The organism is Aquitalea pelogenes, from assembly GCF_041914625.1.
Classification (GTDB): Bacteria; Pseudomonadota; Gammaproteobacteria; order Burkholderiales; family Chromobacteriaceae; genus Aquitalea; species Aquitalea pelogenes.
The window spans coordinates 127,414-146,289 of the sequence record NZ_JAYSDA010000005.1; the positions used below are offsets into that span (position 1 = coordinate 127,414).

The window sequence follows — 18,876 nt, forward strand, 5'->3', positions numbered from 1 at the left end:
TTCTCCGGCGACATGGTCACCATCACCGGCACGGTGGGTGGCGATGCCAAGCTGGGTGACAAGGTGACGCTGGATATTGGCGGTGCGCACTACGAAACCACCGTGATCGACATCAATGGCCAGCTGGGCTTCTCCAAGGTGGTAGGTACTGGCGATTTGTCCAGCGCCACCAATATCCACGCCACGGTAAGCGTGAGCGACAGCTACAACAACACCGCCACCGCCTCGACTGACCATGCCTACTCGGTAGACCTGAAGGCTCCGACCATTGCCATTGATGCCACTCTGGCTGGTGACAATGTGGTGAATGCAGCCGAGCAGAAACAGCCGCTGACCATCAGTGGTACCACCAGTGGTGTGGAAGATGGGCAAACCGTCGATGTCCAGTTCAATGGCGAACACTACAGTGCCACCGTGACCAATAACAGCTGGACGGTAGATGTGCCTGCTGTGAATGTTGCCAAGCTGGCAGATGGCCAGAGCTATACCATTACCGCCAATGTTCAAGATCTGGCCGGTAACAGTGCAGTGCCCGCGCAGCATGGCCTGGGTGTACATGTCACGGCACCGGAAGCCACCATCACGGTGGACAACGTCACCGCCGACAACATTCTCAATATCCGTGAGTTCTCCGGCGACATGGTCACCATCACCGGCACGGTGGGTGGCGATGCCAAGCTGGACGACAAGGTGACGCTGGATATTGGTGGTGCGCACTACGAAACCACCGTGATCGACATCAACGGCCAACTGGGCTTCTCTGTTGATGTGGGTACCGGTGATCTGTCCAGTGCCACCAAAATCCACGCCACGGTAAGTGTGAGCGACAGCTACAACAATACCGCTACCGCTTCCACCGATCATGACTACCTGGTTGACCTGACATCGCCCAAGGCCAGCATCACGGTTGATCCGGTGACTGCCGACAATGTACTGAACATCCAGGAAACCAGCGGCAACACCGTCACCGTCACCGGCACGGTAGGCGGGGACGTCAAGGTTGGCGACACGGTGACGCTGACCGTGAATGGCCACAACGCTTATGGCAATGTGCTGGATCTGGGTAATGGCAAGCTGGGTTACAGCATTGCTGTCAGCAGCGATGACCTGAAGAACGACAGCAATATCCACGCCAGCGTCACTACCAGCAGCATTGGTGGCAATTCTGGCGATGCCAGCACCAACCACAGCTATGGCCTGGACTTGCAGGCACCGACCATCAGCATTGATAGCGGCCTGGCTGGCGACGACATTGTCAATGCGGCCGAGCACAAGTTGCCGTTGACCATCAGTGGCAGCACCAGTGCCGAAGACGGCCAGACTGTTGATGTAGTGCTCAATGGTCAGCATTACAGCGCCATCGTGAACAATGGCAGCTGGAGTACCGAAGTACCGGCTACCGATGTAGTCAAGCTGGCCGATGGCAGCAGCTACACCATCACTGCCGATGTCAGCGACAAGGCAGGTAATCCGGCAGTCGAAGCCAGCCACAAGCTGTCGGTCGATACCAGCGCCACCATCACCATCCTTGATGACGGCAGCGGCGGCGACCACATCTTCAACCAGAGCGAAGCCGGCACCGTGAATGTCACCGGTACCACCAATGGTGTGGAACCGGGCCAGGCGGTGTACGTCACCTTCACCGACGGTGCCAATTCGGTATCCAGCATTGTGTACGTGCAGAAAGACGGCAGCTGGAGCACTTCCGGCGACCTGACGCTGGACCTGACCAGCCTGGAGCAGGGCAAGATCAGCGTGACCGCCAGTGTGGTTGACAAGGCGGGCAATACCGCCAGCGACAGCGTCAATAACGATGTGCTGGACACCCAGGCCACCATCACCATCGCCAATGATGGCAGTGGCAAGGATGGCGTGTTCAACAAGACCGAAGCGGCCGCAGCAGCAGTCAGCGGCAGCACCACGGGTGTGGAAGCAGGCCAGACGGTTACCGTTACCTTCACTGACAGCCAGAATCATGTTGTCAGCGTGAATACCAAGGTAGGCGCGGACGGCAGCTGGACGGTACCGGCGCAAAGCCTGAGCGGCCTGGTGGATGGCACGGTGACGGTGAAAGCAGCAGTCAGCGACGTGGCCGGTAACAAGGCCAGCGACAGCCACAACGACAGCCTGGATACCCAGGCCACCATCACCATCGCCAGTGATGGCAGTGGCAAGGATGGCGTGTTCAACAAGACCGAAGCGGCCGCAGCAGCAGTCAGCGGCAGCACCACGGGTGTGGAAGCAGGCCAGACGGTTACCGTTACCTTCACTGACAGCCAGAATCATGTTGTCAGCGTGAATACCACGGTAGGCGCTAACGGCAGCTGGACGGTACCGGCGCAAAGCCTGAGCAGCCTGAGCGATGGCAGCGTGACCGTGAAGGCGCAAGTCAGCGACCTGGCCGGCAACACTGCTACCGACAGCCACAAGGATGGTCTGGACACCCAGGCCACCATCACCATCACCAACGACGGCAGCGGCGGCGACCACATCTTCAACCAGAGCGAAGCCGGCACCGTGAATGTCACCGGTACCACCAATGGTGTGGAACCGGGCCAGGCGGTGTACGTCACCTTCACCGACGGTGCCAATTCGGTATCCAGCATTGTGTACGTGCAGAAAGACGGCAGCTGGAGCACTTCCGGCGACCTGACGCTGGACCTGACCAGCCTGGAGCAGGGCAAGATCAGCGTGACCGCCAGTGTGGTGGACAAGGCGGGCAATACCGCCAGCGACAGTCTGACCAAGGAAACGCTGGATACGGTAGCGCCGACCCTTACCATCGGCACGCTGGCTGGTGATGACATCATCAATGCCAAGGAGCACGCTCAGCCGCTTACCATCAGTGGTACCACCAGTGCCGAAGATGGCCAGAAAGTGGACGTGGTGCTCAACGGTACGCACTACAGCGCTACGGTGAGTGGTGGCAACTGGAGCACGGTAGTGTCCGCGGGCGATGTGGCCAAGCTGGAAGACGGCAAGAGCTACACCGTGACCGCCGATGTGCGTGATGTGGCCGGCAATGCCGCACCGGAAGCCAGCCATGCGCTGGCGGTGGATACCACTGCACCGGATGCGCCGAAGGTCAGCTTTGTTGCCAGCGGTACTTACAGCTACAGCAACTACTTTGGCATCGACGATGCCCATATCAGCACCCCGGTGAGTGGCCAGAATGCACTGAGCACCGTACTGGGCGATCTGGTTAACCTGAACCCCACGGCCACCTTCATTGCCCAGTCGATCAACTTTGGCACCAGCAGCGGGGCCTGGCAGGACAGCTCGCTGGCGGTGAAGAGCAATCTGGGCAGCTCCGGCGCCTTGCAGGACTTCATCACCAACAGCCATGGCAGTACCGGCACCGACCTGCAACTGGCCGGCAACTATGGCACCACCTCGCGCGCCATCGTGGAAACCGGCGGCGTTTTCACTGCTGCTGCCGGTAACTACACCATTGCCGTGCGTGCGGATGATGGCTACCTGCTGATGATTGACGGCAAGGTTGTGGCGCAGGAAGTCAACAACCAGTCCCCGGCAACGGCCTGGTACACGGTTCATCTGGATGCCACGGCCAACAACCAGCACACCATGCAGATCGTGTACTGGGATCAGGGCGGGCTGGCCACGCTGCAAGTCAGCCTGGAACAGAATGGCAACAACATCGTCAATCTGCTGCAACCGGATAGCACGGTTACCGCACAGGTCACCCTCAACGCCAATGACCAGGCGGTACTGGTGAATGGTGGTTCGGTACACCTTACTGGTAGTGGCAATACCGACCTGACCTTGCATCTGGAAAGTGGCAAGCTGGTAGACGGCAGCCACAACAGCTACAGCTACCAGAACGGGGTGATTTCACTGAGCATGGCCGCACCGGCTGCCGGTGCCTCCATCGCACTGGCGGCAACGGTTTCCGACAAGAGCGGCAATATCTCGCCGTCGGCATCTGCAAGTTACAGCCAGCCGGTCATCCCCACCGGCCATCTGCAGCATGATGCTGTCAATGATACCGGCAGCAATAGCGCCGACAGCATCACGGCAGACAAGACCCCGGTCATCACCGGCACGGCAGATGCCAACAGCCAGATCACGGTGACCCTGAACGGCCACAGCTACACCACCAGCGCTGACAACACCGGCCACTGGTCGGTAAGCGTGAGTGATGCACTGCCGGATGGTGTTTATATTCCGCTGGTCAAGGCCGTGGATGCCAATGGCGCCACTGCTACCGGCTTTGGCACCGCTTTTGCGGTGGATGGTACGGCTACCATCACCATTGCCAGTGACGGTAGCGGCAGCGACGGTGTGTTCAACAAGAGCGAAGCCGCAGCGGCTGTGGTTAGCGGCACCACCAGCGGTGTGGAAGCAGGCCAGACCGTTACCGTCACCTTCACCGACAGTGCCAATCACGTCGTCACTACCACCACCAAGGTGGGCAGCGATGGCAGCTGGTCGGTATCGCCTGCCAGCCTGAGCAGCCTGAGCGACGGCAAGGTGACCGTGAAGGCTCAAGTCAGCGACCTGGCCGGCAATACCGCTACCGACAGCCACAAGGACGGTCTGGACACCCAGGCCACCATCAAGATCACCAACGACGGCAGCGGTGGCGACCACATCTTCAACCAGACCGAAGCCGGTACGGTGAATGTCACCGGCACCACCAGTGGTGTGGAACCGGGCCAGGCGGTGTATGTCACCTTCACCGACGGTGCCAATTCGGTATCCAGCATTGTGTACGTGCAAAAAGACGGCAGCTGGAGCACTTCCGGCGACCTGACGCTGGACCTGACGGGTCTGGAGCAGGGCAAGATCAATGTCACTGCCAGCGTGGTGGACAAGGCGGGCAATACCGCCAGCGACAGCGTCAACAACGACATCCTGGATACCCAGGCCCCGTTGGCGGCACAGCTGTCGTCCACAACCACTACTGCCGCCATCACCGGCCTGTTCAACACCGGTCTGGATGCCAATGGTCATGCCGTGGCAGCTGGCCAGGTTGATGCAAACTACACGCTGCTGTCCAAGCCTGCTGGTGCCAGCCTGAATGGCACCACGGTGGTAAGCGAGACCGATGCTGGCGGCAAGCATTGGGTGACCAATGACTACAGCAAGTCGCAGTGGATTGGCGACATGTCCGACAGCTATGGCCGCTATACCTACCAGACCACCTTCACGATTGCGTCCACGGCCGATCTGGCAACGGTGCTGATCAGTTTCGATCTGTCGGCGGATGACAATGTGCACATTCTGGTCAATGGCAAGGATACCGGCCTGTCCTACAACTCGCTGTGGACGCAGATCCAGCATGTCGACCTGAGCAACGACAGCGGGGCAGGCAGCCTGTTTGTGGTGGGCAACAACACGCTGACCTTCGAGGTGGACAACTCCGGTGGCGGCGCAACTGGCCTGAAGGTGGACAATATGGTGGCCACTGTCCAGGGGCAGGTGCTGGAGCTGGATGTTTCGCTGGCCGGTACCGGTGCGGTTGCCAACGACACGCTGACTATCACTGCGGTGGAACACGGCGCGACCACCACCACCACCCATGTGCTGACCAGCAACGACATCAGCCATGGCATTGTCAGCCAGTCGCAACATCAGCCGGATGCCCACACGGTATCCACTTATACCGCCACCCTGACTGACAAGGCCGGTAATGTGTCCACCGTGGCGACGGAAACCGTGTTCGGTTCCGGTAACCATACGGTGAGCGACGGCGTAGGTGTGGATACCTTCAAGTGGACGCTGGCTTCCAATGGCAGCAGCAGTGCCGCGGCTACCACCACCATCAGCAACTTCGATCTGGCTGACCATGCCAGCGGTGGCTCGGCGCTGGACCTGAAAGACCTGCTGCAAGGGGAAAACCACACCTCTGGCATCGGCAACCTCACCAGCTACCTGCACTTCACCCAGAGTGGCAGCGATACCACGGTGCACGTCAGTGCCTCGGGCAGTTTTGCCAACACCACGGCTGGCGATACCGTGGACATCGTGCTCAAGGGCGTGTCGCTGGCAGATCTGGGTGGCGGCCTGGGGCATACCTCGGATACGCAGATCATCCAGAACCTGCTGAACCACGGCAAGCTGATCACCGACTGAAACCGGCTCAGCCAACAAAAAAACCGACAGTCAGACACTGTCGGTTTTTTTATGCATCCGGCTTGTCAGGCCGACTGCCGGGGCCAGGATGTCGTATCAGTGAATGGCCGGGCCGGTCAGGCAGTGCACGCCCATTTCTACCAGTGCCGTGGCATCTTCGACGTTGCTGATGCCCTTGGCTTCCAGCTGCACACCCATCAGGGCGGCCATGCGCAGCAGGCCGCGCAGGAGCGCGGCACGGCCTTCATCTGCGTGAATACCCTGGGTGAGGGTGCTGTCGAGCACCAGATAGCTGATGCTGGCCTCGTGGGTGCGGGCCACCAGTGCCAGGTTGTGGCCCTGGATTTCCACCGCCAGCTGATGTCCTGCCGGGCGTATGGCACGGCTGAAGGCGACAAAGTGTTCCCAGTGCTCGTCCAGGCCGGTTTCATGGAATTCAAAGTTGATCTGACGTTCCGGGTAGCGCTGCAACAACTGCAGGATGGCCGGCAGGAAGTCCGGATACTGCAAGGAAGCCGGCGACATGTTCACCGCCAGGCAGGCCGCGGGGCCTTGCTGCAAGGCCAGTTGCAGGGTGTTGATGTCCAGCCGGTGCACCAGGCCCAGCCGGGCGGCCTGCGACACCAGGCGTAGCGCGCTCATGGCGGGCAGGCTATCCCGTGCCGGACGATACAGCATGCCTTCGTGCCACAGCACATGACGTTCCGGGTCACATACCGGATACCAGCGCAGCTGCAGCGAATCATCCTGGCAGGCAGCCTCTAGCAAGGGTTTCCAGTCCGGCTGTACCTGACTGGAGGCCTCGGCATGCTGCTGGTCCAGCACCCAGCTGTTCAGCGGCTGGGCTTCGGCCAGTGTCAGGCTGTCGCTGGCACGCGCCAGCACATCGCGCAGGGTGTCGCCGCTGTGGAATGCGGTAATGCCGATATGGCCCAGGCCCGGCTGGTCGGACAAATCCATGGTCCAGTACACCGGCCACAGCAGGCAAAGCTCGTCCGCCAGCTTGCCGGCTTCATCCACCCCCAGCTCCGGGCAGAACAGCGCGAAGTCGGCACCGCGCAGGCGGGTGGCCATCCAGCCACGCTGTGACTGGCAACGGGTGGACAAATCATCCGCCACCCGCTTGAGCAGGGCATCGGTACGTTGCCCGCCCAGCCGCTGGTTCAGCTCGGCCAGGCCCGCTACCCGCACCAGCAGCAAATGCCCGCTAGCCGGGTCGGCCTGCGGGTCCAGCAAGCTGTTGAAACGTTGTTCGAAAGCCTCACGGTTGGGCAGGCCGGTATTGCTGTCGGTCAGCACCTCGCGGCGCAGGCGGTCCACTTCGTCCCTGAGGCCCAGCAGGTAGTTTTGCAGCCGTTCCACCATGTGGTTCATCGCCATGGCTACTTCGGCCAGTTCCGGAATGCCCGGAATGGCAATGCGCATGAAACGCTGTTCACTGATGGCGTGGGCCTGGGTCACCACGGTTTGCAGTTCGCGGCGCAGCTTGCGGATGTCCAGCACTCCCAGCAGGCCGGCAGACAGCCCGATCACCACCAGCCAGAACACGGTTTGCAAGGCACCTTGCCACAGCGAACTGTAGGCATAGCCCAGATGGGCGCGCACCACGATACGCCCGGCCTGCAGCCAGCCATTGCTGACCTGGGCCTGGCCGTCCTGTGGCTTGAGCGGCAGCAGGTGGTGGAACCAGGCCGGGGTATCTTCCAGGCCGTTGCGGTTGCGCAGGTGGATGGTCATGTCGGCAGGCACGCCTTCCCAGCTGATTTCGGCGAAATGCCCTTGCTCGAAGGCCGCTCCCAGCAGGGTTTGCGCCATTACAGGGTCCGCCTTGTACTGGGTGACCATCAGCGCCAGCGCATTGGCGGTATCGGCGCTTTGTGCCGTCAGCTGTTGTTCCAGATAGCTGCGGGCATTGAGCAGGTTGGCAATCAGCGCCCCGCCGATGGACAGGGTGACCAGCAACAAGAGCAACAGCCACAGGCGCTGTACCAGCGAGAGTTTGCGCGACATCACGGGTGTACTCAAAAGGCAAAACCTTCCGTTTTCAGTTTATCCAGCAGCTGTTTCCAGCGGGTCAGCCGGTTGACATTGTTGTTCTGGGTGCCGCCCACCCAGATGCTTTCCATATTGAAGCTGAATACCGGGATCAGGTCGGGCCGCTGCGAGGCAGGCTGGATGCTGGTGATCAGGTTATCCAGAATCAGCGGCTCCACGGTCGGACTGGCATAGTATGCCAGCACCATATGCGCCTGGGTAACATTGCTGGAGGGGCCGCCAATGCGCGCCTTCACATAAGTCAGGCGGATCTTGTCCGGTGCCATGCCCAGCAAGCGTAGCGATACGTATTTGGCAATCACGAAGCCCTTGCAGTCGGCCATGCCCTTGCCAAAGGTTTCCAGCGGTGTGGCCCAGTAGTCCTCCTGCCGCCATACCTGGCTGTTTTCAGCATAGGTGATGCGCCGGTTGAAAAACTCGTTCACATCCTTCAGCCGTGCGCTGTCGCTACTGCCCGCATTGTTCAGCATGGCTTGCCAGTCGCGGTACAAGCGCTGTGCCTGCGGGCCATAGCGCGCCACGGTCTGTTCGCTGGGCAGGCTGCTGCCGGTCACCGCCAGACACAACAACCATCCCAGCAACACGGGCAGCAGGGCGCGCCAGCCGCTGCGTAGCAGGCTGAGGGGGGCAATGGCGCAGAATGGCGTCATGAAGGGGAATGAAACGCGCATGGCATTAATTGTGTAAAAAAAGGGCAGTGACAGTAAAATTCCGTGTGTATAATTGTTAGATAGTGTTTAAAAATGTTGTTTAAAATTAATCACACATTCGATATGGGGTAGTATCAATGAGAAATTTGCGCAAATCCATCAGTTTGTCGGTCGCCATTGGTCTGGCAGGTGTGGCCGCTTTGTTGCCGCAAGCCGCCAATGCCATCGAGGTGAATGCTGCCGTCCAGCAGGCCATCCTGAACAACCCGGAAGTGCTGGCCAAGCTGCACCAGTTCCGCGGTGCCGGCCAGGATGTGAATGTGGGCCGTTCCGGCTACATGCCCACTGTGGATTTGAGCTATGAATCCAACCGCCAGCGCTATGACTACCCCAGCACCGTGGCTGTTGCCGACCAGAATTACACCACCCGTGGCTGGAAGGTGACACTGAACCAGAACCTGTTCCAGGGCCTGCAAACCTATAACACCGTCAAGCAACTGGGTTATGACGAACAGGCACGTTACTTTGATTTCCTCGATACCAGCGAAAGCATTGCACTGCAAACCGTGCAGGCTTATCAGGATGTGCTGCGTTATCGCCAGCTGCTGGATACCGCGCAGGAAAATTATGCCATTCACAAGGGCATCTTCGAGCAGATCGGCCAGAAGGTACAAGCCGGCGTGGGCCGCCGTGTCGACCTGGAACAAGCTGCTGGCCGTCTGGCACTGGCCGAGACCAATCTGATCACCGATACCTCCAACCTGCATGATGTTTCGGCACGTTATGCCCGCCTGACCGGTACCCAGCCGCCGGCACAGCTGAGCGATGTACCGTCGATGAAAGACGCGCTGCCGGCCAACCCGGACCTCATCAAGAATGCCGTAGCCCATAACCCGGCTTACCTGAGCACGCTGGCCAGCGTGCGCTCGGCCACTGCCGAAGTGAATGTCCGCCGTGGCGCCTTCTCCCCGACGCTGGATTTGCAGGCCAGCAAGGCACCTACCGACAATTACAACGGTTACAACGGCCGCAGCAATATCAGCTCGGTGGCGGTCATCTTCAACATGAACCTGTTCCGTGGTGGTGCCGACCGTGCCCGCCTGGGTTCGGCTGCCGAAAAGCTGAATACCACCAAGGACCAGCGTGAAAAGGTATGCCGCGACATGCGTCAGACCTTGAGCATTGCCAACAACAACATCATCAAGCTCAAGGACCAGATGGAATCGCTGCGTCAGCACCAGCTGTCCACCGAGAAGGCGCGTGATGCCTACCGCAAGCAGTTCGATATCGGCCAGCGTACCTTGCTGGACGTGCTGGACAGCGAAAACGAGCTGTTTGATGCCCAGCGTGCCTATATCAATGCCCAGTCCGATTACAAGGTGGCCGAAGCCACGGTACTGGCCAATTCCGGTCGTCTGCTGGAAACGCTGAAACTGAAGCCGGTAGAAGACTTCAAGACCGACAACAGCCTGAGCGAAGAAGAGCAGAACGCGTGTGATACCAGCTACACCCCGCCGCCGGTGATCGACGTGAAGTCGATTGCGGCACGTCAGTACACCGCTGCAACCGCCGAAGCCCAGGCTGCACCGCAAGCCGCGCCGCTGGCTGCCCAGCCGGTGAAGGCCAGCAAGCCCAAGGCCAAGAAGAAAAAGCCGGTAGCCTCCGCCGCCAACTGATTGTTCGTTCCGGCTCATACGCAAAACGCCACCTTTCGGTGGCGTTTTTCATATCCGGCTGCGGCATTGCGTGCCGGGGATGCAAATCAGACCCGGAAGCGGTTCAGGCTGTCATCCAGTGCGGCAGACAAATCCTTCAGCTGCTGTGCCAGCTGGTTGGATTCCTGCACCGAGCGGTTGGTGCTGTCATTCATTTGCGCAATCTGCTCCACATTGCGCGCTACATCCTGGCTGGCCTGGCTTTGTTCCTTGATGGCATCGGCCACATCGCCAATCTTGTCCACCGAACGCTGCGACAAATCACGGATCAGCTGTAGCGAACTGGCCACCTGCTGCGTGCTGCCAACGCCGGTTTCGATACGGCTGTTGGCCTGCTGCATGCTGACAAAGGCCTGCTTGGTATCGGTTTGCACGCTGGAGATGCGCGAGGAGATTTCCGCCGTGGCCACGCTGGTGCGCTCGGCCAGCTTGCGTACTTCATCGGCTACCACGGCAAAGCCGCGGCCCATTTCGCCGGCCCGTGCCGCTTCGATGGCAGCATTGAGCGCCAGCAGATTGGTCTGGTCGGCAATGTCGCGAATCACCTGCACGATATTGCCGATTTCCCCGGAGCGCTGATTCAGCTGTTCGATCACCTTGGCCGTGGTGGTGATGCTGTCGGCAATCTGGCGGATTTCATCTGCTGCCTGGGCGGCCAGCTGGCTGCTCTGGGTGGCTTCTGCCGTGGCGTGGCGTGCCTGCTCCTCCACGCCCTGGGTATTGTCCGACACCATCTGGATGCTCACCGTCATCTGCTCGATGCTGGCAGCACAGGCCGAGGCCGCTTCGGACTGCTGATGCGAAGCCTTGGCCACGTAGCCGCTGACATCGCCCAGGCGGTCGGCCACGCCAACCAGTTGCGATGAATACCCGTGGGATTCCTGGATCAGCGTGCGCACCGTGCCCACCAGGTCGGAAACCGAACGACCCATGCTGCCCAGTTCGTTACGGCCCAGGTCCGGCAGCTGCTGCGTCAGGTCGCGGCTTTGTGCCAGCTGCTGGCTGCTGTCGCGCATGCTGTTGAGCGGGTGACGGATGGAATGGATGATGACCCAGGACAGGGCAATCCCCAGCAGCAGCGCAATCACCAGCAGCACCACCACGGCATTGCGTACCGATGCCGAGGTGCTGTTGATCTGATCGCCCAGTGCATTCACTGCTTCCACCGCAGCCTTGCTGATGGTTTGCAGCATGTCTTCCATCTGGTGCACGTTGGATTTGAATTTATTGATGGCAGCATTACCGTCGGCCGGGGTGGCAATGCTGCCGGCCTCCACCTGTGTGCTGACGCTATTGAAACCATCGGCATAGGCTTGCAGCAGCTCGCCCTGCTTTTGCACCGGGCCGCTCAGGCTGCCGCTCAGGCTGTTGCTGCCGTCGCTCAGCGACTGGGACAGCTTTTTCACCGTGTCCTGCGCCTTGCTGTAGGTGTCTTTCCATTTGCCCAGGTATTCGCCACGCTTTTCGCGGTTGGCAATGTTCAGGAAATAGTCTTTCTCATAGCGGCGCAAATTCCCCATGTGCACGCGCAGCTCGGAGACATCGCGAAAGAACATCAGTTCGTGGCTGGCCACTTCGTCGACCCGGTGGTCGATACGACCCAGCCCTTGCAGGGTAATGCTGCCGATGATGGCCAGCGCCACCAGCAGCAGGCCGAAGCCCGCTGTGATGCGTGCGGCAATGGATAAATTTTTCATTGTGTTCCCCACCCAGGTTGACAGGCAGTCCTGACGCCATCACCCGCGGGTGTGCGCTGCCTGATACATTCCGCCATCCTGATGACCGGCCGATGACATGTGCAGTGCAATGAAAGTCTGCAATGTCGACCGATGCGGTCCGGATTGGCGTTGATTTGGCGCGCACCTTGCCAGTTCATGCCGGCAAATTCAACCCGGCTGGCAACATTGTCATGCAGGGGCATCCAGGCCGATGGCCTGGTAGGTGTTGCACCATAGCGCGTGCCTCAACTCATTCAAGTCCATCTTGCGCAATTCTGCCATGACAATTGCAAACTGATTGAGGTTGGCCGGGGTATTGGGCTGTTGCTGCGCCCATTCGGGCCGGATGTCGGGCGCGTCGGTCTCCAGCACCAGGGCGGACAGGGGGAGGGTGGCGGCCAGTTCGCGGATGCGCCGCGAGCCGCTATAGGTCATGGCACCGCCAAAGCCCAGCTTGAAACCCAGCTTGATGAAGGCGTCGGCTTGCTGGCGGCTGCCATTGAAGGCATGGGCGATGCCGCCCCTTACCGGTATCTGGCGCAGGTATTTCAGAATGCGGTCCTGCGCGCGGCGCACATGCAGCAGCACGGGCAAATCGTATTTGCGCGCCAGCTTCAGCTGTTCCACCAGCAGGGTTTCCTGCCGTGCCGCGTCCAGGCCGGGAACATAAAAATCCAGCCCGATTTCACCCACGGCAACCGGTGCATGCTGTTGCAGGTGTTGCTCCAGCGTGTGCAGGTGTTCATCCAGATGGCGCGACAGGTAGATAGGATGCAAGCCAAAGGCCAGCCAGCAGCCATAACGCTCACGCATGGCCAGGCTGTCGGCAAAGCTGTCGCTGTGGATGGCGGGCAGAATCAGCTGGCCCACGCCGCTGTCCTGCGCCGCTTCTACCAGCTGGTCGCGCCAGCCGGTAAATTCCGGGGCATCCAGATGGCAGTGCGAGTCAATCAGGCAGGGGCCGGGGCGGGGGGCAAAGTGTCTGGTCATCCCGCCAGTGTAGCGCGTGTCAATAGCGCTGGGCGGCCAGCAGGGTCATGAAGTCGGCCACCGGCATCGGGCGGCCAAACAGATAGCCCTGGAAGGCCCGGCAGTGCTGCTCCAGCAGGAAGCGGCGCTGGCTGGCGGTTTCCACGCCTTCGGCAATCACCTGCAACTGCATGCTGCCGGCCAGGGCCACAATGGTGCGGATGATGGACACGTCGTTGGCATCACTGTCGATATCGCGCACGAAGGACTGGTCGATCTTCAGCTGGTCCAGCGGCAGGCGCTTGATATAGGCCAGCGAGGAGTAGCCTGTGCCAAAGTCATCCAGCGAGAAACACACGCCGTCCTGCTTGAGCAGGTTCATCTTGCGCACGGTGTCGTCCACGTCCTGCAACAGCAGGCTTTCGGTCAGTTCCAGCTTCAGGCGACGGGCGGGTGCGCCACTACGCATCAGTGCATTGCGCACCATTTCGACAAAGCTGCTCTGGTGGAACTGGCGGGCGCTGACATTTACCGCCAGCTCCAGCCCGGCAGTGGCCGGGTCTTCCGCCCAGGCGGCCAGCTGGCGACAGGCGGTATGCAGCACCCATTCGCCCAGCGGCACGATCAGGCCGCATTCTTCCGCCAGCGGAATGAAGCTGGCCGGACCCACCAGCCCGTGCTCCGGACGCTGCCAGCGCAACAGGGCCTCCGCACCGGTGACGCGGCCATCGGCATCTACCTGCGGCTGGTAATACAGCTGGAATTCCTGCTGCTGCAAACCGCGGCGCAGCGCACTTTCCAGCTCGGCACGGGCGCTGACGGCCTCCTGCATTTCCGGGTCGAAAAAGCGCAAGGTATTGCGCCCGGCACCCTTGGCCTGATACATGGCGAGGTCTGCCCGCTTAAGCAGCTCTTCCACCGAGTTGTCATGGCCGTCAAACAGCACCGCGCCCATGCTGCAGGTGTTGTGATGCAGGTCGCCCAGCATGGGGTAGGGGCGGGCCAGTGCTTCCAGCACATGCTGGCCGATGGCGCGGGTTTGCAGCACGGCCTGGGCCGGGTCCTGGTGCAGGCCTTCCAGCATCAGCACGAATTCGTCCCCCCCCAGCCGGGCCACGGTATCGCCCGGCCGCAGGCATTCATTCAGCCGCTGCGCCACTTCCTGCAGCAGGCGGTCGCCCTTGTCATGGCCCAGGGTGTCGTTGAGGGTTTTGAAGTTGTCCAGGTCGATGAACAGCAAGGCCCCGGTACGGGCGTGATGCTGGCAGACTTCCAGCGCCATTTGCAGGCGGTCCAGCAACAGGCGGCGGTTGGGCAGCTGGGTGAGCGGGTCGTAGAAGGCCAGCCGTTTGATCTTGTCCTCCGCCGCCTTGCGCTGGGTAATGTCGCTCATGGTGCCCACGTAGTGGCTGACCGAGCCGTCCTCCGCCAGCACCGCACTGATGCTGAGCCATTCCGGATAAACCTCGCCATTCTTGCGCCGGTTCCAGATTTCTCCCTGCCAGGCGCCCAGCTCTTGCAGGCTTTGCCACATGCGCTGGTAAAACGCAGCGTCGTGACGGCCGGACTGCAACAAGCTGATTTTCTGCCCCACCACTTCGTCGGCACCATAGCCGGTAATTTTGCTGAACGCGCCATTCACCCGCAGGATGGTGGTGTGACAGTCGGTCACCACCATGCCTTCCTGCGCTTCAAAGGCGGTGGCGGCAATGCGCAGCAGCTGTTCGGCGTGCTTGCGCTCGCTGATGTCGCGGGCGGAGGCATAGACATAAAGCCGACCGGCAATGGTGACCGGCTTGGCATTCACCTCCACATCAATCATCGAGCCGTCCTTGCGCCGGTGCCGTGTTTCCAGTCGCACGCCCAGGCCGCTGGTGTCGTGCAGCAGCCGTTGCAGCTCGCCGGTGCTGACTGTGCTGTCCCAGTCCTGCAGGCGCAGCGCATGCATTTCCGTTTCGCTGTAGCCCAGCATGGCGGCAAAAGACGGGCTGCACTCGGTCAGCCGTCCTTCCTCGTCCAGAATGTGAATGCCATCAGACGCTGTTTGCAGCAAGGCGGCCTGACGCATGGTTTCGGCCAGTGCCGCATGCTCTGCCGCTTCCCGGTCCGACGTTTCCTGCTCCAGCGCACGGGTGCGCAGGGCCACCAGCAAGGCCAGTTCGGCCCGATTGCGGCGCAATTCCCCCATTTGCCAGGCCAGCCAGCCCAGCAGGCCGCTGATCAGCAGCACCAGCAGGGTATTGATGACCAGATGGCGCGGATTGCGCCAGCCGTCACGCGGTTCCACATCCAGCGTCCACGTGCCGTTGGCCATGTTGATGGTGTAAGGCACCGGCTCGGCCAGCGGCGTGGCCTCGTGTTCCGAGCTGGCCAGTACCTGAATCTGGTGGCTGTCCGGGTGCTGACGCCACAGCCGGTAGCGATAGCCGCGCCGGGGCAGCCAGTCCAGCCCGGCGCTTTGCAACACATCCGGAAAACGCACCAGCGCAATGGCAAAGCCCCAGAACACCGGCGGCACACCACGCTCCCGGCTCAGGAACACCGGCATGCGGCCCACCGCGCCCATGCCGCCCTGCACCAGCGGGAAGGGCCCGGCCAGCGTCATCTCGCCGCTGTCGCGCGCCATGAAGGCTTCCTTGTTGCGCGCCGGGTCGGCCAGCAGATTATGGCCAATCGCCTTTTCATTCCCCTTCAGCGGATAGATTTGCCGCACCACCCCATTAGGGGCCAGTTGCAGCGACATCACGCCGGGGTAGTAAGTCATCAGTGCGCGGGCATAGGCGTCGAAATCATCCAGCTGGCCATGCCCTTGCCGCACCATGGCGCTCAGCGCGTAAGTGGAAGACAGCGCACGGTCTATGGTCACCTTCACCGCATTGCCCCGGTCGCTGGCATCGGCCAGCGCCTGCGAGCGGGCAATGTCCTCATCCTGACGCGCAGCCACACACACCACTGCCATGCCTATCAGGAAGGCAAGCACGGTGACGAGCAGGCTGGACAGCCAGGAAGGCCAGATTCTGTTCACGTTGGTCGGTGCCGAAGGTAATGGGCAGGCAATAGGCCAGACTAGCGCATAGTGTACTGACCCCGCCCAGCCCTTGCCATGCCAAACGCAAAGAAAATCACCTGCATTTGCGCATGATCAGCCCATCGTGGCATTCCCCCCGCCAAAGCCTTGCCAATACTGGCCCTGCGACAATTGGTCACATCCCGGAGCGCAGCGAAATTGCTACGCTTCCGTCCTTATGGATCAAACAGATGTTTGTCCGACAGCTGGTCAAGACCTGCGCTATCCCACCCATGCCGGTTTCTTGTCCCCATCGCGCCGGGCCGGGCTCCCCCTGCACCGGTGCATGACCCTTCCGTCATTCACTTGGGAAACAACATGCATTACCAGACCAAGCCGGCCGCCCTGGCCGTCACCCTCGCGCTGGCCGCCCTTGGCCAGCTGGCCAACGCCGCCGACAGCACCGACAGCACCGACGTACAGCAAATGCCGGAGGTGGTGGTCCACGGCACGCGGCCGGACAGCCAGGCCAATGGCAGCAGCCTCAGCCCGGCACAACTGGCCGCGCAAGCCGCCCGCAGCAGCGACAGCGCCCAGCTGCTGCAAGACATTCCCGGCCTGAACCTGCATGCCGCCGGTGGCTTCTCCAGCCTGCCGGTATTGCGCGGCCTGGCCGACGACCGCCTGCTGGTGAAGACTGACGGTGCCAGCCTGATTGCCGCCTGCCCCAATCACATGAACTCCCCGCTGTCCTATATGGACGCCAGCAAGGTGGACAGCGTGCAGGTATATAACGGCGCGGCCCCGGTCAGCGCCGGGGGCGACAATATCGGCGGGGTGATTGTGGCCAGATCCGCCGCCCCGCAGTTTGCCGAGGCAGGCCAGATATTGCAGACCGGCAACGTGGGCGCGTTCTACCGCAGCAATGGCGATGCCCGAGGTGCCAATGCCAGTGCCATCCTGGCCAACGACCATGTCAGCATCAACTACACCGGCTCCACCGCCCTCAGCAACAACTACGACGCCGCCGCCGATTTCAAGAAATCCGGCCTCGCCGCCACCGGCCGCGCCTGGATGGATGGCAAAACAGTAGGCTCCACCGCCTACAAAACCGAAAACCACGAACTGGGCCTGGCCTGGCGCGACAATGACCAGCTGCTGGAAGCCAAGGTGGGCGTGCAACGCACCCCTTATGAGGGCTTTGCCAACCAGCGCATGGACATGACCGACAACAGCAGCAACCAGCTGAACCTGCACTACAACGGCCAGTTTGCCTGGGGCGAGCTGGACGCCCGCCTGTACAGCCAGTACGTGCGCCACAGCATGGACTTTGGTGACGACAAGCAAACCATCTACGGCATCTATAAAGGCATGCCGATGGACTCTGCCAGCCACACCCTGGGCGGCAGCCTGACTGCCGATCTGGCCCTGAATGCGCGCGACAAACTGAAACTGGGCAGCGAAATCCAGCGCTACAACCTGAACGACTGGTGGCCGGCAGCTGGTGGTACTGGTGGCATGGGCCCCAACACCTTCTGGAACATCAAGGACGGCAACCGCGACCGTGTGGACGCCTTTGCCGAATGGCAGGCCGACTGGACAGCACAATGGCGCAGCATCATCGGCGCACGGCTCAGCCAGGTGAAAAGCAACACCGGCAGCGTAGCGGGCTATAACACCACCGCCTCCTACGCGCCGGATGCCGCCAGCTTCAACGCACAAAACCACGCCCGTACCGACCTCAACCTCGACCTGTCCGCGCTGGCCCGCTACACCCCGTCGGAAACAGCGCAATACGAACTGGCCTACGCGCAGAAAACCCGCTCGCCCAATCTGTACGAGCGCTACACCTGGTCCAGCAACACCATGGCCGCGGTGATGAACAACTTTGCCGGCGACGGCAACGGCTATGTCGGCAACGCCAACCTCAAGCCGGAAGTGGCCCACACCCTCAGCAGCAGCGCCAACTGGCACGCCGTCGACGGTGAAGCCTGGCAGCTCAGGCTCAGCCCCTACTACAGCTATGTGGAAAACTACATCGACGCCCAGCGTTACGGCACCGCCAACAACAACCAGACCGCCACCACCGGCTACGTGGTGCTGCAATACGTCAACCAGAACGCCCAGCTATACGGCGTGGACGTCAGCGGCAAGCTGCAACTGGCCAAAACCACCGGCTTAGGCAGTTTCACTGCCACCGCCCAGCTCAGCTACACCCGTGGCGAAAACCTCACCACTGGCGACAATCTGTACAACATCATGCCGCTCAACGCCAAACTGGCGCTGGTAAACACGCTGGGGCAGTGGACCAGCACCGCCGAATGGCAGGCCGTCCGCGCCAAAACGGACGTCTCTGCCGTGCGCAACGAAGTCAAAACCCCCGGCTACAGCCTGTTCAACCTGCGCACCCGCTATGAAAACAAACGCTTCAGCGTGGACGTGGGCATCGACAATGTATTCAACCGCTTCTACACCCTGCCGCTGGGCGGCGCCTACACCGGCCAGGGCATGACCATGAGCCGCGCCGGCATCCCCTGGGGCGTTGGCGTGGCCGGCCCGGCCCGCTCGCTGTACACCGCCTTCAACCTCAAGTTCTGACCCTGCCTGATTTGGCCGCCAGATGGCGGCCAGAACAACAACACCCCCGGCCATACAGATGGAGCGGG

At 61.2% G+C, this 18,876-nt stretch carries 8 protein-coding genes; 3 read left to right on the plus strand and 5 right to left on the minus strand.

The window, feature by feature from the left end; all coding sequences use genetic code 11:
• Positions 1 to 12 precede the first annotated feature (12 nt).
• Positions 13 to 6,096 (plus strand): Ig-like domain-containing protein, encoded by a 6,084-nt coding sequence (locus ACE3SE_RS06135; protein WP_374554237.1) that lies wholly within the window; start codon positions 13 to 15, stop codon positions 6,094 to 6,096.
• A 96-nt stretch (positions 6,097 to 6,192) separates the two neighbouring features.
• Here ACE3SE_RS06135 and ACE3SE_RS06140 read toward each other — a convergent pair whose 3' ends face one another.
• Together ACE3SE_RS06140 and ACE3SE_RS06145 are read right to left on the minus strand one after the other, a co-directional pair.
• Positions 6,193 to 8,106, minus strand: coding sequence for a bifunctional diguanylate cyclase/phosphodiesterase (locus ACE3SE_RS06140; protein WP_374554238.1), 1,914 nt, complete (start codon positions 8,104 to 8,106; stop codon positions 6,193 to 6,195).
• An 11-nt stretch (positions 8,107 to 8,117) separates the two neighbouring features.
• On the minus strand, positions 8,118 to 8,822 hold the full coding sequence (locus ACE3SE_RS06145; protein WP_239689640.1) for a transglutaminase-like cysteine peptidase: 705 nt from the start codon (positions 8,820 to 8,822) through the stop codon (positions 8,118 to 8,120).
• A gap of 116 nt (positions 8,823 to 8,938) precedes the next feature.
• On the opposite strand from ACE3SE_RS06145, the gene ACE3SE_RS06150 reads away from it, so the two are divergent.
• Complete coding sequence (locus ACE3SE_RS06150; protein ID WP_082696178.1) at positions 8,939 to 10,477, plus strand: TolC family outer membrane protein; 1,539 nt, start codon at positions 8,939 to 8,941, stop codon at positions 10,475 to 10,477.
• 86 nt (positions 10,478 to 10,563) lie between these two features.
• Here ACE3SE_RS06150 and ACE3SE_RS06155 read toward each other — a convergent pair whose 3' ends face one another.
• The 3 genes from ACE3SE_RS06155 to ACE3SE_RS06165 form a co-directional block, all read right to left on the minus strand.
• Positions 10,564 to 12,213 carry a methyl-accepting chemotaxis protein gene (locus ACE3SE_RS06155; RefSeq protein ID WP_374554239.1) on the minus strand — a complete coding sequence of 550 codons (1,650 nt, stop codon included), beginning with the start codon at positions 12,211 to 12,213 and terminating at the stop codon, positions 10,564 to 10,566.
• Between the two features lie 210 nt (positions 12,214 to 12,423).
• Entirely contained in the window at positions 12,424 to 13,224 is an 801-nt protein-coding gene (locus ACE3SE_RS06160) for a TatD family hydrolase (protein WP_374554240.1), read from the minus strand.
• A gap of 19 nt (positions 13,225 to 13,243) precedes the next feature.
• Entirely contained in the window at positions 13,244 to 16,228 is a 2,985-nt protein-coding gene (locus ACE3SE_RS06165) for a bifunctional diguanylate cyclase/phosphodiesterase (protein WP_374554241.1), read from the minus strand.
• A gap of 360 nt (positions 16,229 to 16,588) precedes the next feature.
• On the opposite strand from ACE3SE_RS06165, the gene ACE3SE_RS06170 reads away from it, so the two are divergent.
• Positions 16,589 to 18,808, plus strand: coding sequence for a TonB-dependent receptor (locus ACE3SE_RS06170; RefSeq protein ID WP_374554242.1), 2,220 nt, complete (start codon positions 16,589 to 16,591; stop codon positions 18,806 to 18,808).
• Positions 18,809 to 18,876: the final 68 nt, after the last annotated feature.

What these genes read in the sequence shown, in the direction of transcription:
- ACE3SE_RS06160 (WP_374554240.1), bottom strand. Translation starts at nt 13,224, where the DNA reads ATGACCAGACACTTTGCCCCCCGCCCCGGCCCCTGCCTGATTGACTCG.
- ACE3SE_RS06140 (WP_374554238.1), bottom strand. Translation starts at nt 8,106, where the DNA reads ATGTCGCGCAAACTCTCGCTGGTACAGCGCCTGTGGCTGTTGCTCTTG.
- ACE3SE_RS06135 (WP_374554237.1), top strand. Translation starts at nt 13, where the DNA reads ATGGTCACCATCACCGGCACGGTGGGTGGCGATGCCAAGCTGGGTGAC.
- ACE3SE_RS06145 (WP_239689640.1), bottom strand. Translation starts at nt 8,822, where the DNA reads ATGCGCGTTTCATTCCCCTTCATGACGCCATTCTGCGCCATTGCCCCC.
- ACE3SE_RS06170 (WP_374554242.1), top strand. Translation starts at nt 16,589, where the DNA reads ATGCATTACCAGACCAAGCCGGCCGCCCTGGCCGTCACCCTCGCGCTG.
- ACE3SE_RS06150 (WP_082696178.1), top strand. Translation starts at nt 8,939, where the DNA reads ATGAGAAATTTGCGCAAATCCATCAGTTTGTCGGTCGCCATTGGTCTG.
- ACE3SE_RS06155 (WP_374554239.1), bottom strand. Translation starts at nt 12,213, where the DNA reads ATGAAAAATTTATCCATTGCCGCACGCATCACAGCGGGCTTCGGCCTG.